General features: G+C 64.0%; 12 protein-coding genes. 10 read left to right on the top strand and 2 right to left on the bottom strand.

Annotation, left to right across the window (positions count from 1 at the left end):
* Positions 1 to 4: 4 nt before the first annotated feature.
* The 6 genes from JYG34_RS04940 (at position 5) to JYG34_RS04915 (ending at position 6,101) form a co-directional block, all read left to right on the top strand.
* Positions 5 to 973, top strand: coding sequence for an ABC transporter ATP-binding protein (locus tag JYG34_RS04940; protein WP_213659718.1), 969 nt, complete (start codon positions 5 to 7; stop codon positions 971 to 973).
* Positions 973 to 1,941 carry a peptide ABC transporter ATP-binding protein gene (locus JYG34_RS04935; RefSeq protein WP_213659717.1) on the top strand — a complete coding sequence of 323 codons (969 nt, stop codon included), beginning with the start codon at positions 973 to 975 and terminating at the stop codon, positions 1,939 to 1,941. The genes JYG34_RS04940 and JYG34_RS04935 overlap by 1 nt, the downstream gene beginning before the upstream one ends.
* Positions 1,942 to 2,313: 372 nt before the next feature.
* Entirely contained in the window at positions 2,314 to 3,123 is an 810-nt protein-coding gene (locus JYG34_RS04930) for a helix-turn-helix domain-containing protein (RefSeq protein WP_213659716.1), read from the top strand.
* Between the two features lie 65 nt (positions 3,124 to 3,188).
* Entirely contained in the window at positions 3,189 to 4,595 is a 1,407-nt protein-coding gene (locus tag JYG34_RS04925; protein WP_213659715.1) for an NAD(P)/FAD-dependent oxidoreductase, read from the top strand.
* A 32-nt stretch (positions 4,596 to 4,627) separates the two neighbouring features.
* Entirely contained in the window at positions 4,628 to 4,969 is a 342-nt protein-coding gene (locus JYG34_RS04920) for a cupin domain-containing protein (RefSeq protein ID WP_213659714.1), read from the top strand.
* A 52-nt stretch (positions 4,970 to 5,021) separates the two neighbouring features.
* On the top strand, positions 5,022 to 6,101 hold the full coding sequence (locus JYG34_RS04915; RefSeq protein ID WP_213659713.1) for a polyamine ABC transporter substrate-binding protein: 1,080 nt from the start codon (positions 5,022 to 5,024) through the stop codon (positions 6,099 to 6,101).
* A gap of 74 nt (positions 6,102 to 6,175) precedes the next feature.
* Here JYG34_RS04915 and JYG34_RS04910 read toward each other — a convergent pair whose 3' ends face one another.
* Positions 6,176 to 7,759 carry a peptide chain release factor 3 gene (locus tag JYG34_RS04910; RefSeq protein WP_011532371.1) on the bottom strand — a complete coding sequence of 528 codons (1,584 nt, stop codon included), beginning with the start codon at positions 7,757 to 7,759 and terminating at the stop codon, positions 6,176 to 6,178.
* 516 nt (positions 7,760 to 8,275) lie between these two features.
* Between JYG34_RS04910 and JYG34_RS04905 the strand changes: the two genes are divergently transcribed.
* The 4 genes from JYG34_RS04905 to JYG34_RS04890 are packed head-to-tail and all read left to right on the top strand — an operon-like array spanning position 8,276 to position 11,718.
* Positions 8,276 to 8,989 (top strand): ABC transporter permease, encoded by a 714-nt coding sequence (locus tag JYG34_RS04905; protein WP_213659712.1) that lies wholly within the window; start codon positions 8,276 to 8,278, stop codon positions 8,987 to 8,989.
* A gap of 13 nt (positions 8,990 to 9,002) precedes the next feature.
* Complete coding sequence (locus JYG34_RS04900; protein ID WP_213659711.1) at positions 9,003 to 9,914, top strand: glycine betaine ABC transporter substrate-binding protein; 912 nt, start codon at positions 9,003 to 9,005, stop codon at positions 9,912 to 9,914.
* Positions 9,911 to 10,564, top strand: coding sequence for an ABC transporter permease (locus JYG34_RS04895; RefSeq protein WP_213659710.1), 654 nt, complete (start codon positions 9,911 to 9,913; stop codon positions 10,562 to 10,564). The genes JYG34_RS04900 and JYG34_RS04895 overlap by 4 nt, the downstream gene beginning before the upstream one ends.
* Positions 10,561 to 11,718, top strand: a complete 1,158-nt coding sequence (locus tag JYG34_RS04890; RefSeq protein WP_213659709.1) for an osmoprotectant ABC transporter ATP-binding protein OsmV — start codon at positions 10,561 to 10,563, stop codon at positions 11,716 to 11,718. Before JYG34_RS04895 ends, JYG34_RS04890 begins: the two co-directional genes overlap by 4 nt.
* Before the next feature lie 88 nt (positions 11,719 to 11,806).
* Here JYG34_RS04890 and JYG34_RS04885 read toward each other — a convergent pair whose 3' ends face one another.
* Complete coding sequence (locus tag JYG34_RS04885) at positions 11,807 to 14,224, bottom strand: TonB-dependent siderophore receptor (protein ID WP_213659708.1); 2,418 nt, start codon at positions 14,222 to 14,224, stop codon at positions 11,807 to 11,809.
* Between the last annotated feature and the right edge of the window lie 57 nt (positions 14,225 to 14,281).

Below are 14,281 nucleotides of genomic sequence, written 5' to 3'. Positions count from 1 at the left end.
CGCCATGTCACTGTTGCAGATCAACAACCTGAACGTGCGCTTCGGCGACACCAATGCCATCCCCGTCGTGGACGGCCTCGACCTGGCCGTGGAAGCCGGTGAGATCCTCGCCATCGTCGGCGAGTCCGGCTCCGGCAAGTCAGTCACCATGATGGCCCTGATGGGCCTGATCGACGCGCCCGGGCGCATCACCGCCGATGTGCTCAACTTCGACGGCATCGACATGCTCAAGCTCAGCGGCCGCCAGCGGCGCAAGGTGGTGGGCAAGGACATCGCCATGGTCTTCCAGGACCCGATGACCGCGCTCAACCCCAGCTACACCGTGGGCTACCAGATCGAGGAAGTGTTGCGCCAGCACCTGGGCCTCAAGGGCAAGGCCGCACGCCAGCGCGCCCTGGAGCTGCTGAAGAAAGTCGAGATCCCGGCCGCCGAAAGCCGCCTGGACGCCTACCCGCACCAGCTGTCCGGTGGCATGAGCCAACGGGTGGCGATCGCCATGGCCATCGCCGGCGAACCGAAACTGCTGATCGCCGACGAACCGACCACCGCCCTCGATGTGACCATCCAGGCGCAGATCATGGAGCTGCTGGTCAACCTGCAGAAAGAGCGCAACATGGCGCTGATTCTCATCACCCACGACCTGGCCGTGGTCGCCGAAACCGCCAAGCGTGTGTGCGTGATGTACGCGGGCCAGGCCGTCGAGGTGGGCCAGGTGCCCGAGCTGTTCGACATCCCCGCCCACCCGTACAGCGAAGCGCTGCTGGCGGCCATCCCCGAGCACAGCATCGGCGCCGAGCGCCTGGCCACCCTGCCCGGCATCGTCCCCGGGCGTTATGACCGCCCGCAAGGCTGCCTGCTGTCGCCACGCTGCCCGTACGTGCAGGAAAATTGCCGTCGTCAGCGCCCGGCCCTCGATCCCCAGGCCCACAGCCTGGTGCGTTGCTTCTATCCGCTGAACCAGGAGGTGGCGTGATGACCGTCGTTCTATCCGCCCGTGAGCTGACCCGCCACTACGAAGTCTCCCGCGGCCTGTTCAAGGGCCATGCGCTGGTACGCGCGCTCAATGGCGTGTCGTTCGAACTGGAAGCCGGCAAGACCCTGGCCGTGGTCGGCGAGTCCGGCTGCGGCAAGTCCACCCTGGCCCGGGCCCTGACCCTGATCGAGGAACCCTCCTCCGGCTCGCTGCAGATCGCCGGCCACGAGGTCAAGGGCGCCAGCAAGGACCAGCGCAAGCAACTGCGCCGCGACGTGCAGATGGTGTTCCAGAGCCCCTACGCCTCACTCAACCCGCGGCAGAAGATCGGTGACCAGCTTGCCGAACCGCTGCTGATCAACACCTCGCTGAGCAAAGCCGAGCGCCGCGAGAAAGTGCAGAAGATGATGGAGCAGGTGGGCCTGCGCCCCGAGCACTACCAGCGCTATCCGCACATGTTCTCCGGTGGTCAGCGCCAGCGTATCGCCCTGGCCCGGGCGATGATGCTGCAACCGAAGGTACTGGTGGCGGACGAACCGACTTCCGCCCTCGACGTGTCGATCCAGGCCCAGGTGCTGAACCTGTTCATGGACCTGCAGAAAGAGTTCAACACCGCCTACGTGTTCATCTCCCACAACCTGGCGGTGGTGCGCCACGTGGCGGACCATGTGCTGGTGATGTACCTGGGGCGGCCGGCGGAGATGGGGCCGAAGGAGGATATCTACGAGAAGCCGTTGCACCCTTACACGCAAGCGCTGTTGTCGGCGACCCCGGCGATCCACCCGGATCCGCTGAAGCCGAAGATCCGCATTGCCGGCGAGCTGCCCAACCCGTTGAATCCGCCGGATGGTTGCGCATTCCACAAACGCTGCCCGCATGCCACCGAGCGCTGCGCCAAGGAAGTGCCGGCGTTGCGCCAGGTGAGTACGCGGCAGGTGGCTTGCCACTACGCCGAGCAATTTCTTTAGGCTTTAGAAAGCTGGGGCTGCTTCGCAGCCCTTTCGCGGCACAAGGCCGCTCCTACAGGGGATCGCGTTGCCCTGTAGGAGCGGCCTTGTGCCGCGAAAGGGCCGCGCAGCGGCCCCAGGATCTCAATGCATGAAGAACCAGATCAGGATGATCACCGGAATCGGCACCCCAATCATCCACAGCAGTATCGAGCGCATGGCTACTCTCCTCGTTCGGTGTTGAAACAAAGAAATGCAGCGGACATGCCAGCTGTATCAAAAAATTACATACATAAGAATCAAAGCCTTAGCCGGTAACCACTTGGCGAAGCCGTGCAAAATGCCGGATCCACGCCCTTGCGCCTGGGTTTTCTGCAATGCACTATCAGGCCCATGACCGCCACGCCTCTCCCCGACGGCCCCGGGCAAACCCCGCTCACCGCCGACACCGTCATGCGCTACCACCTGTGCTGGAAGCATCGCGACCTCGACGGGGTGATGGCGCTCTACCACCCTGACATCCAGTACCACGATTTCTTCCAGAACCGCGTGCTCGGCTACGACGACTTGCGCGACTACGTGCGCGCCTGCCTGCCCCATGAGGCCGGCGAGGACATCGTCCACAGCGACCGCATCCGCGTCGACGGTTGCACGGCGTTCATCCAGTACCAGGTCACGGTTCAAGGTGGCGACGGGCTGGCGGCGTTCCAGTCCAGTGAGGCGATCACGGTCAAGGACGGGCTGATCTGGCGGGTCAACGAGTACGCCACCCTGGTCCGCCAGGGAAGCAGCGCCAGCCATCCGGGCGGGCCACGCCCAGCCACCAGCAGGCTGGGCCTGTCACCACGCCAACTGTCGACCATGGCCCAGGACCTGGAACACTATTTCCAGGGCCAGCGCCCCTACCTCGACCCGGAGCTGGACCTGCAACAGGTCGCCGATGAAAGCGGCTACAGCCGCAACCAGATCTCCTACCTGCTCAACCAGGTACTCGGCCAGAGCTTCTACCGCTACGTCAACCAGGCCCGCCTGCAGCACCTGATGGCCAGCCTCGGCGACGGCAGCGTACGCACCCCCATCGACGAACTGGCGTTCAATGCCGGTTTCAACTCGCTGTCGGCCTTCTACAAGTGCTTTCGCGAGCACACCGGACTCTCGCCCAAGGCCTATCTCAAGCAAATTTCCCTGCGTGCACGCACGTAAGACAGCCCTCCCCACGCTTCACTAGGATCGCCCACAGACCTTTACCGGATGTGGAGCCCGCCCCGATGCAACCCCTGCGCACGATCAGCCTGTGGATGGACCAGCTCGACGAGCCGCTGTGTGCGCGTCCGGCCCTGCGCACCGATCTGGACATCGACGTGTGCATCATTGGCGCCGGCTACACCGGCCTGTGGACCGCCTACTACCTGAAGCGCCAGGCACCCCAGCTCAATATCGCCGTGATCGAGGCCAATATCGCAGGCTTCGGCGCCTCGGGGCGCAACGGCGGCTGGTTGATGGGCAACCTGCTGGGCGAGGACCGCCTGCTCGCCACCCTCTCGCCACAACAGCGTCGTGAAAGTATCGACCTGCTGCATGGCATCCCCGACGAAGTCCACGACGTGCTCCAGCGCGAGGGTATTGACTGCGACTACCGCAAGGGCGGCGTACTCTACTGCGCCGCCCGGTATCCGGAACAAGAGCGCAGCCTGCGCGCCTGGCTCGACGACCTCTACCGCCAGGGCATGAACGAAGACGACTACCGCTGGCTGCGCCCCGAACAGCTGGACGCCCAGCTGAAGATAAGCAACCCCTACGGCGCCATCTACAGCCCGCATGTCGCCACGATCCAGCCGGCCAAACTGGTCCGCGGTCTGGCGCGTACGGTCGAGGCCATGGGCGTGCCGATCTACGAGAACACCCCGGCCATCGACTGGCAGACCGGCGAAGTACGCACCCCGCTGGCACGCATCCGCAGCCATTGGGTGGTGCCTGCCGTGGAAGGCTACGCCGCCAGCCTGCCACCGCTCGGGCGTCACCAGCTGCCCGTGCAGAGCCTGCTGGTGGCCACCGAGCCGTTGCCGGAGGCGACCTGGGAACAGATCGGCCTGAGCCAGGGCCAGGCCTTCAGCGAAAGCAGCCGCCAGGTCACCTATGGCCAGCGCAGCGCCGACAACCGCCTGGTGTTCGGCGCCCGCGGCGGCTACCGCTTCGGTGGCCGCCTGCGCGAGGAATTCACCCTCACCGACAACGAAATCGAGCTGCGCCGCTACCTGTTCGGTGAACTGTTCCCACAGCTCAAGCATGTGCGCATCACCCACTCCTGGGGCGGCAACCTGGGCATGGCCCGACGCTTCCGCCCGCACATGCTGTGCGACCGCCAGCGCGGCATCGCCCTGTCCGGTGGCTATGGCGGCGAAGGTGTCGGCGCCACCAACCTGGGCGGTCGCACCCTGGCCGCGCTGATCCTCGGCCAGCACAACGCACTCACCGCCCAGCCCTGGGTGCACGACAACCGCCCCTTGTCGAGCCTGGCCAGCTGGCCACCCGAGCCCTGCCGCTGGCTGGGCTACAACGCGATCATCCAGAGCTTCGTCCACGAGGACCGGACCCTCGCCAACCCGGCCAGCGCCCCCTGGCGGCGGCGCCTGGCCAGCGGGTTGGCCGACTTCATGGAAGACTTCATGCACTGACTTCCCTTCATCATCCACAGGATCCACCGGTCATGAGCATCACCCAGTTCAAGCACACCGACAGCGTCATCCTGGACAGTTCCAACCCGGTCGCCGTCCCCCTCGGCGAGCCGGTCGCGGTCACCTCGGTCACCTGCGTCGAGCGCAGCGATGGTGTCGAGACCGGCATCTGGGAGTGCACCCCGGGCCGCTGGCGGCGGCAGATCGTGCAGCAGGAGTTCTGCCATTTCATCAAGGGGCGCTGCACCTTCACCCCCGACGGTGGCGAGCCCCTTGTCATAGAAGCCGGAGACGCTCTGATGCTACCGGCCAACAGCCTCGGCACCTGGGATATCCAGGAGACCGTGCGCAAGACCTACGTATTGATTTTCTGATCCGCTGATCGCCTGCCTTCGATAACAACAGACAAAGCAAGGTAACCCCGACATGCGCACCCTCCTTCTCGCACCCCTGATGCTGGCCGTAAGCGTTGCCAGCGCCGCCGACTCGGTGAAGATCTACAACTGGTCGAGCTACATTGCCCCGGACACCCTGAAGAGCTTCCAGCAGGCCAGCGGCATCGCGCCGACCTACGATGTGTTCGACAGCAACGAGACTCTCGACGGCAAGCTGATGACCGGCAATTCCGGCTATGACGTGGTGTTCCCCTCCAACCACTTCATGGCCCGGCAGATTCAGGGCAAGGCCCTGAAGAAGCTGGACAAGTCGCAGCTACCGAACTGGAAGAACCTCAACCCAGTGCTGCTCAAGGCGCTGGAAGTGAACGACCCGGGCAACCAGTACGGTTTCCCGTACCTGTGGGGCAGCACCGGCATCGGCTACAACATCGACAAGGTCAAGGCGGTGCTTGGCGACAACGCGCCCATCGATTCCTGGGACCTGTTCTTCAAGCCCGAATACCTCTCCAAGCTCAAGAGCTGCGGCGTGGCAGTGCTGGACAACGGCCCCGAGCTGCTGCCAATTGCCCTGCACTATCTAGGGTTGCCACACCACAGCCAGAACCCGGCCGACTACGACAAGGCCAAGGCGCTGTTGATGAAAGTGCGCCCTTACATCAGCTACTTCCATTCGTCGAAGTACACCGGCGACCTGGCCAATGGCGATGTGTGCCTGGTGGTGGGTTTCTCGGGCGATGTGCTGCAGGCGAAGAACCGCGCCGAAGAAGCGAAGAACGGGGTGAAGGTGGGTTACTCGATCCCGAAGGAGGGCGCGCCGATGTGGTTCGACATGGTAGCCATGCCGGCCGATGCGCCCGACGAGAAGGCGGGTTATGCCTACATGAACTACCTGCTGCAGCCTGAAGTGATGGCGAACATCAGCAACTTCGTGCAGTACGCCAATGGCAACCAGCAGGCTGACGCGCTGGTGGACCCGGCGATGAAGGGCAACACGATGATCTACCCGAGCGAGGATGTGATGGGCAAGCTGTATGCCCTGGAGGCGATGCCGGCGAAGATCGACCGCATTCGTACGCGGATCTGGACCAGCATAAAAGCAGGCAATTGACTGCGGGGTTTACGCCTGCCCCTGTAGGAGCGGCTCAAGGCCGCTCCTACAGGGGCAGGTGAAGACCTGTACGATCAGTGATGCTCGCGGGTCGCGCGGAACTTGATGTCCGGCCAGCGCTCTTCCATCAGCGACAGGTTGACCCGGGTCGGGGCCAGATAAGTGAGGTGACCGCCACCGTCGATGGCCAGGTTCTCCATGGCCTTGTTCTGGAATTCTTCCAGCTTCTTCTTGTCATCGCAGCTGATCCAGCGCGCCGACCAGACGGTGATCGGCTCGTAGGCGCACTCGACCTTGTACTCTTCCTTCAGGCGGCTGGCGACCACGTCGAACTGCAGCACACCGACCGCACCGAGGATGATGTCGTTGCTGCGCTCGGGGAAGAACACCTGGGTGGCGCCCTCTTCGGCCAGTTGCTGCAGGCCCTGGCGCAGCTGTTTGGATTTCAGCGGGTCTTTCAGGCGCACGCGGCGGAACAGCTCCGGGGCGAAGTGCGGGATACCGGTGAAGCCCAGCGCCTCGCCTTCGGTGAAGGTGTCGCCGATCTGGATGGTGCCGTGGTTGTGCAGGCCGATGATGTCGCCGGCAAACGCCTCTTCCAGTTGCTCACGCTCGGACGAGAAGAAGGTCAGCGCATCGCCGATACGCAGGTCCTTGTTCAGCCGCACGTGACGCATCTTCATGCCCTTCTCGTACTTGCCCGAGCAGATGCGCATGAAGGCGATGCGGTCGCGGTGTTTCGGGTCCATGTTCGCCTGGATCTTGAACACGAAGCCGGTGAATTTCTCCTCGACAGGCTCGACGGTACGCTCGTGGGCGACACGGCCCAGCGGGCGTGGCGCCCAGTCGACGACCGCGTCGAGCACATGGTCGACACCGAAGTTGCCCAGCGCGGTACCGAAGAACACCGGGGTCAGCTGGCCGTTGATGAACTCGTCCTGGTTGAACTCATGGCAGGCGCCCTGCACCAGCTCCAGCTGGTCGACGAACGAATCGTACTGGTCACCCAGGTGGGCACGGGCCTCGTCCGAGTCCAGCTTCTGGATGATCTTGGCCTCGGTGCGCTCGTGGCCGTGGCCCGGGGTGTAGACGATGATGTAGTCGCCGGTGAGGTGGTACACGCCCTTGAAGTCGCGATAGCAGCCGATCGGCCAGGTGATCGGCGCGGCCTTGATCTTCAGTACCGCCTCGATTTCGTCGAGCAGTTCGATCGGGTCGCGGATGTCACGGTCGAGTTTGTTGATGAAGCTGACGATGGGCGTGTCGCGCAGGCGGCAGACGTCCATCAGGGCAATGGTGCGCGGCTCGACGCCCTTACCGCCGTCGAGCACCATCAGCGCCGAGTCCACCGCGGTCAGGGTGCGGTAGGTGTCTTCCGAGAAGTCCTCGTGGCCGGGGGTGTCGAGCAGGTTGATCATGTGCTCGCGGTAGGGGAACTGCATCACCGAGGTGGTGATGGAGATGCCGCGCTGCTTCTCCATTTCCATCCAGTCGGAGGTGGCATGGCGGTCGGACTTGCGCGACTTCACGGTACCCGCGACGGAGATCGCCTTGCCCATCAGCAGGAGCTTCTCGGTGATGGTGGTCTTACCGGCGTCGGGGTGGGAAATGATGGCGAAAGTGCGGCGCTTCGCGACTTCGGCGGCCTGGTTGGTCATGGGAAATCGCCTGACTGGGGATTCAAAAAGGGGCGATATCATACCTGAAGTCGGGGCTCTGGCCAAAATCTGCTGAACCAGAGGCGCTCGTTCCGGCCTCTTCGCGGGTAAACCCGCTCCTACAACTGTGGGAATCCTGTAGGAGCGGGTTTACCCGCGAAAGGGCCAGTGATCGCTCAAGCATCAGCCCGGTCACGACAAATGCCTACAAAGCAGTGTTTTCAATGTCTAGAGCGCATTAATCCGCAATTTAATCTCGATAAATTTCCAGCTTTCCAGTGATTAACACTGGCCAAATGCCGCCTCGGATGGGAACCTTTCCCTTCACGGAGACGTCCACTCCCCTGCAACCCGCCTCGGTTCAGGGCTGGTTTCACCCGCTTCACGAGCCCGACGGGGTTCGGCTCATGGCCTGATGCCGCGCATCGGGCTGCTACTCGCGACCACGCTGCCCGCCGCCAGGAATGGCCGGCCGCACGGGGGTGTGATCGCCGACTACAAAAAAGGAGTCCGCCTGTGGCTGCACGCTACGGAAAAGGGCTGTTGGGATGGGCCGCCGTGCTCGTCATCCTGGCCCTGCTGGTCCACTGGATCGGCATCGACACGATCGCCCGCTACCGCGACGATCTTGGGTTCTACCTGCAAGCGCACCTGGTCTTGGTGCTGGCTTCGATGGCGGCGGCACTGGCCGTGGGCATCCCCGCCGGCATTGCCTTGAGTCGACCGCAGCGGGTCGACAAAGCCGAACGCTTCATGCAGTTTTTCAATGTTGGCAACACCATCCCTCCCCTGGCCGTCCTGGCCATTGCCCTTAGTTTCCTGGGCATCGGCGCCGGTCCTGCGATCTTCGCGCTGTTCCTCGCGTCCCTCCTGCCCATCGTGCGCAACACCTACGAGGGCCTGAAAAACGTCCCCGCCTCGCTCAAGGAAGCCGCCACCGGTATCGGCATGACCCCGCGCCAGCAGTTGTGGCAGGTGGAGCTGCCCAACGCCGTGCCGATCATCGTCGGCGGGGTGCGTGTGGCCCTGGCGTTGAACGTGGGCACCGCACCGCTGGCGTTCCTGATCGGCGCCAACAGCCTGGGCAGCCTGATCTTCCCCGGCATCGCCCTGAACAACCAGCCGCAGCTGTTGCTCGGCGCCGCCTGCACGGCGCTGCTGGCCCTGGTGCTCGACGCGCTGGTGAGTTTCTCCAGCAAGCGCTGGCTGGAACCTGGCCTGGCTCGATAACAAGAGGAAAACCATGAAGAAGACAATCGCCTTGCTTCTGGGCCTGGCCCTGCTATGCGCAGGCTTTGCCCAGGCGGCGGACAAACCGCTGATCCGCATCGGCGCCCGGGTGTTCACCGAACAGACCGTGCTCGCCGAGATCACCGCCCAGTACCTGCGCGCCAACGGCTTCGATGTGCGGGTCACCTCTGGCCTTGGCAGCAACATCGCTCGCCAGGCCCAGGAAACCGGGCAACTCGACCTGATGTGGGAATACACCGGGGTCTCGCTGGTGTCCTACAACCATATCGACGAACGCATGCCTAACGCCGAAGCCACCTACACCCGAGTGAAGGCACTCGATGCGAACAAGGGCCTGGTCTGGCTGACCCCGTCGAAATTCAGCAACACCTATGCCCTGGGCCTGCCCAAGCAGGTGGCCGAAGCCTATCCACAGGTCAATACCATCAGCGATCTCAACCAGGTGCTGCACGCCGAGCGCACCCGCAACCACCTGGTAGCCCTGGACACCGAGTTCGCCAACCGTCCCGATGGCCTGGTCGGCCTGCGCGAGGTGTACGACCTGCCCCTGGACCGCCGCAACATCCGCCAGATGGATGGCGGCCTGGTGTACACCGCGATGCGCAACAACCAGGTGTTCGCCGGGCTGGTCTACACCACCGACGGGCGCCTGAACGCCTTCGACCTCAAGTTGCTGGCAGACGACAAGCACTATTTCCCCGACTACACGGCGGCGCCGGTGTTGCGCAAAGCAGTGCTGGACGCCCACCCGCAACTGGCCGCTCTGCTCAAGCCACTGGCCGAGCAGCTGGACGACGAGACCATGCGCCGGCTCAACGCCCAGGTCGACGTCGAGCACCAGAGCCCGACCGTGGTCGCTGCGGCATTCCTGCGTGAGCATTCACTCGGCGAGGTACAACCATGAACCTGCTCGATACCTTTGCCCACCTCGACTGGGCCCAGGTCCTGCAACTGACCGGGCAGCATGTCACCCTGGTCGGCATCGCCGTGGGGCTGGCCATCGTCGTCGGCGTGCCGTTGGGCATCCTGATGACTCGCTTCCCAGCGTTCGCCGGCCCGCTGCAAGCCAGCGCCACGGTGCTGCTGACCATCCCCTCCATCGCCCTGTTCGGCCTGCTGCTGCCGTTCTACTCGAAGTTCGGCCAGGGCCTCGGCCCGTTGCCGGCGATCACCGCCGTGTTCCTCTATTCGCTGCTGCCGATCCTGCGCAACACCTACCTGGCCCTGACCAACGTCGAGCCCGGCATCCGTGAAGCCGCGCGCGGCATCGGCATGACCTTCGGCCAGCGCCTGCGCATGGTCGAGCTGCCCATCGCCGTGCCGGTGATCCTCGCCGGCGTGCGCACCGCCGTGGTGATGAACATCGGCGTGATGACCATCGCCGCCACCATCGGTGCCGGCGGCCTGGGTGTGCTCATCCTCACCGCCATCAGCCGCAGCGACATGTCGATGCTGCTGGTCGGCGCCGTGCTCGTCAGCCTGCTGGCGATCATCGCCGACCTGCTCCTGCAAACCCTGCAACGTGCCCTGACTCCGGAAGGACTGCGCCCATGATCGAACTGAACAACCTCAGCAAGACCTTCAACGCCAACGGCAAGGACGTCAAAGCCGTCGACGCGGTAAGCCTCACCGTCAACGAGGGCGAGATCTGCGTGTTCCTCGGCCCCTCGGGCTGCGGCAAGAGCACCACGTTGAAGATGATCAACCGCCTGATCACCCCGACCTCCGGCCAAGTGTTCATCAATGGCGAAGACACCAGCGCCCTGGACGAAGTCACCCTGCGCCGCCATATCGGCTACGTGATCCAGCAGATCGGCCTGTTCCCCAACATGACCATCGAGGAGAACATCACCGTGGTTCCGCGTCTGCTCGGCTGGGACAAGCAGAAATGCCACGACCGCGCCCGCGAGCTGATGCACATGATCAAGCTCGAGCCCAAGCAGTACCTGCAGCGCTACCCCCGTGAGCTGTCCGGTGGCCAGCAGCAGCGTATCGGCGTGATCCGCGCCCTGGCCGCCGAGGCCCCGGTACTGCTGATGGACGAGCCGTTCGGCGCGGTCGACCCGATCAACCGCGAGCTGATCCAGCACGAGTTCTTCGAGATGCAACGGGCGCTGAACAAGACTGTGATCATGGTCAGCCATGACATCGACGAGGCGATCAAGCTGGGCGACAAGATCGCCATCTTCCGCGCCGGCAAGCTGTTGCAACTGGACCATCCGGACACGCTGCTGGCCCATCCGGTGGATGATTTCGTCAGCAACTTCGTCGGCCAGGACAGCACGCTCAAGCGCCTGCTGCTGGTGCGGGCGGAAGATGCGGCGGACAACGCGCCATCGGTGAGCCCGGAAACACCGGTGAGCGATGCGCTGGAACTGCTGGATGAGCATGACCGGCGTTATGTGGTGGTCACCGACGGGCAGAACAAGGCACTGGGGTATGTGCGCAGGCGCGACATGCATCGCCAGCAAGGGGCGTGCGCGGACTTTTTGAGAGCGTTCAATGCCACCGCGGCCCATGACGAGCACCTGCGCATCCTGTTGTCGCGGATGTACGAGTTCAATCGGGCGTGGTTGCCGGTGTTGGATGCCGAGCAGATGTTTTTGGGAGAGGTGACGCAGGAATCGATTGCGGCTTATCTGAGCTCGGGCAGGTCACGGGGCGGCAAGACCAGTATCGTGTCGCCGGCCGAGGCAGCGGTTTCCTGAGCCGGCCTAATCGCGGATGAATCCGCTCCTGCAGGATTGGCGCACGCCCTGTAGGAGCGGATTCATCCGCGATAAAGGCGACGCGCTATCAGAACCCTACACTGGCCTGCACGTAGAACGTGCGCGGCTCACCCACATAGAGCCCGGCGTTGTTGTCGCTGGAACGGGTGAAGTACTGCTTGTCGAAGAGGTTCTTCACCCCCGCCGCCAGCTTCAGGTTCGACAGCTGCGGCCCGAACGCATAACCACCGCGCGCATGCCAGGTCACGTAACCCGGGATGTCGCCATACTGCCCATCGGCACTCGGCTCGGTGATGTAGTTGCCATTGAAACTGCCATCGGCATTCATGCCGGTGCCCGGCGCGCGCTGCTTGGACTGGGCGTAGGCATCCAGGTTCCAGGTCCAGTGGTTGACCTCGTAGCGCAGGCCGGCGGTGGCCACCGTGCGCGAGTAGAACGGCAGGTCGCGGCCCTTGAAGCCAGGAATCTCGCCTTCGTAGGTGGCGCGGGTGTAGGTGTAGCCGCCGTTGACCGACAAACCTTCCAGGCGCGGATCGAGCCCCGCCAGGTCATAGCGCACCGAAGCCTCGATCCCCTGGTGTTTGGTGGCCCCCAGGTTGGTCCAGCCGATGTCGTTGCTGATGTACTGCAGTTCGTCGTCGAAGTCGATGTAGAACGCAGTCAACTCGCCGGCGAAACCGCCGTTGTCATAGCGCGTGCCCACTTCGTAGGTCTTGGCCTTCTCCGGCTCCAGGCCATTGGCCGTGTTGTTGCCGGTACCGCCCTGGCCCAGCTGGAAGTACTGCAGGCTGCCGAACGACGTCTCGTAGTTGGCGAACACTTTCCAGGCATCGGAGAGGTGGTACATCACGCTCAGCGCCGGCAGCGGCTCGTTGCTGGTGATGCTGCGGTTCTTCTCCGCTACCGGCCGGTTGTTGGCATCCAGCACCGGGCGGTCGCGCCAGTCGGTGTTGATGTGCTCGAAGCGAATGCCAGGCGTGATGGTCCAGTTGCCGATATCGATCTTGTCGTCGATATAGTAGGCGCTGGCCTCGGTGCCGCCGCTGCGGTCCTGGAACACATGGCCGTCGGAGGTCGGGGTGACGGTCGGCACGTTGTCGATCAGCGCCAGGCGCGTCGATTGCTCACGCATCGCTTCTTTCAGGTAGCGGTAACCGACACTGACTTCCTGGGTGGTCGGGCCGGCGAAGAAGATCCGCGACACCCGCGGCTCGATGGCGAAGGTGTGGTAGTTGCGCGGGTACGACGACAGGGTCTTCATGTCGCGCGCGGCGATGGCACTGCCGCGGAAGCTGTCGGTGTAGTAGGTCAGCACTTCGAACTGGGTGGCGTCGTCGAGCTGGCGCTGCCATTTGAACGACACGTCCTTGCGCCGGCCGGCGAAGTAGTCGTAATCACGCAGCGACTGGTACGGGTTGCTGTCGTACTGCGCCTGGGTCAGGCCACCGGGCATGTCGGCGCGGCCGTCGTAGTAGTGGAAGTTGAGCCAGAACTCGTCGACGTCGGTGGGTGCCCAGTGGGTCTTGAGCATGACGTCATCGATATCGTTGCCGTTGTTGCTTTCGCGGTAGCCATTGCCATTCACCCCGGTGTACAGCAGAGCCACGCCCATGCCGTTGTCAGCGGTGCCACCTGCGAACGCCGACTCGGTGTGCTTCCAACCGCCATGCTGGGAGGTTTCCAGGGTGGTGGAGAGTTCCGCCGAGGCTTTCTCGGGGATCGCCCGGGTCACGAAGTTGATCACCCCACCGACGTTCTGTGGGCCGTAGCGCACAGAACCAGCGCCGCGCACCACATCGATGCTGTCGAGGTTGCCCGAGGAGATCGGCGCCATCGACAGCTGCGGTTGACCGTAGGGGGCGAAGGCGGCCGGAATGCCATCGATCAGCACGGTCGAGCGTGGCGACAGGCGCGAGGTCAGGCCGCGTACACCGACGTTGAGCGACAGGTCGCTGCCGCCGGTACCGTTGGAGTCTTGCACCTGCACGCCGGGGATACCGCGCAGCACATCGCGCACGTTCATCGCGCCCTGCTCCACCATTGCCTCGCGACGCACCACAGTCCGCGCGCCGGGGTGGTTCTGCACCACACTCTGCTGGGCATCGCCCAGCCAGTCGCCGACCACCTTGACGTCGGTGGGCGCCAGCTCGAGGCTGCCGGTGGTGAGGGTGCCGACTGCCTGGGCCGGCTTGACCACCACAGTGTCGGCGGACTGCTCATAGGTCAGCCCACTGCCCTGCAACAGCTGCTCCAGCGCCTGCTCCGGCGCCAGGTTGCCCGACACGGCCGGGGCCTGCTTGCCGGCCACCAGTTCGGGGCTGAAGAACAGCTGCAGCTGGGTCTGTTGACCGAGTTGCTTGAGGGCGGCACCCAAAGGCTGCGCCTGGATCTGGATAGTGTCGGCATAGCTGTTGCCAGCGGCGGCGCTGACCGCCAGGGCCAGCGCCAGGCGGCGCAGCTGGAGAAGGGGCTTATTGTTGTTCACGTCTTCGATGGGTCCTGAAAGTCGGGATAAACGCCAACCGCATGCAAATGGAAATGC

The sequence above is a fragment of the Pseudomonas entomophila genome (assembly GCF_018417595.1).
GTDB lineage: Bacteria > Pseudomonadota > Gammaproteobacteria > Pseudomonadales > Pseudomonadaceae > Aquipseudomonas > Aquipseudomonas entomophila_C.
This window is presented reverse-complemented; position numbering and strand designations above follow the sequence as displayed.

Excerpts from the sequence above, each read along its gene's own strand:
- JYG34_RS04935 (WP_213659717.1), top strand. The coding sequence starts at position 973 with ATGACCGTCGTTCTATCCGCCCGTGAGCTGACCCGCCACTACGAAGTC.
- JYG34_RS04930 (WP_213659716.1), top strand. The coding sequence starts at position 2,314 with ATGACCGCCACGCCTCTCCCCGACGGCCCCGGGCAAACCCCGCTCACC.
- JYG34_RS04925 (WP_213659715.1), top strand. The coding sequence starts at position 3,189 with ATGCAACCCCTGCGCACGATCAGCCTGTGGATGGACCAGCTCGACGAG.
- JYG34_RS04915 (WP_213659713.1), top strand. The coding sequence starts at position 5,022 with ATGCGCACCCTCCTTCTCGCACCCCTGATGCTGGCCGTAAGCGTTGCC.
- JYG34_RS04940 (WP_213659718.1), top strand. The coding sequence starts at position 5 with ATGTCACTGTTGCAGATCAACAACCTGAACGTGCGCTTCGGCGACACC.
- JYG34_RS04920 (WP_213659714.1), top strand. The coding sequence starts at position 4,628 with ATGAGCATCACCCAGTTCAAGCACACCGACAGCGTCATCCTGGACAGT.
- JYG34_RS04900 (WP_213659711.1), top strand. The coding sequence starts at position 9,003 with ATGAAGAAGACAATCGCCTTGCTTCTGGGCCTGGCCCTGCTATGCGCA.
- JYG34_RS04895 (WP_213659710.1), top strand. The coding sequence starts at position 9,911 with ATGAACCTGCTCGATACCTTTGCCCACCTCGACTGGGCCCAGGTCCTG.
- JYG34_RS04890 (WP_213659709.1), top strand. The coding sequence starts at position 10,561 with ATGATCGAACTGAACAACCTCAGCAAGACCTTCAACGCCAACGGCAAG.
- JYG34_RS04910 (WP_011532371.1), bottom strand. The coding sequence starts at position 7,759 with ATGACCAACCAGGCCGCCGAAGTCGCGAAGCGCCGCACTTTCGCCATC.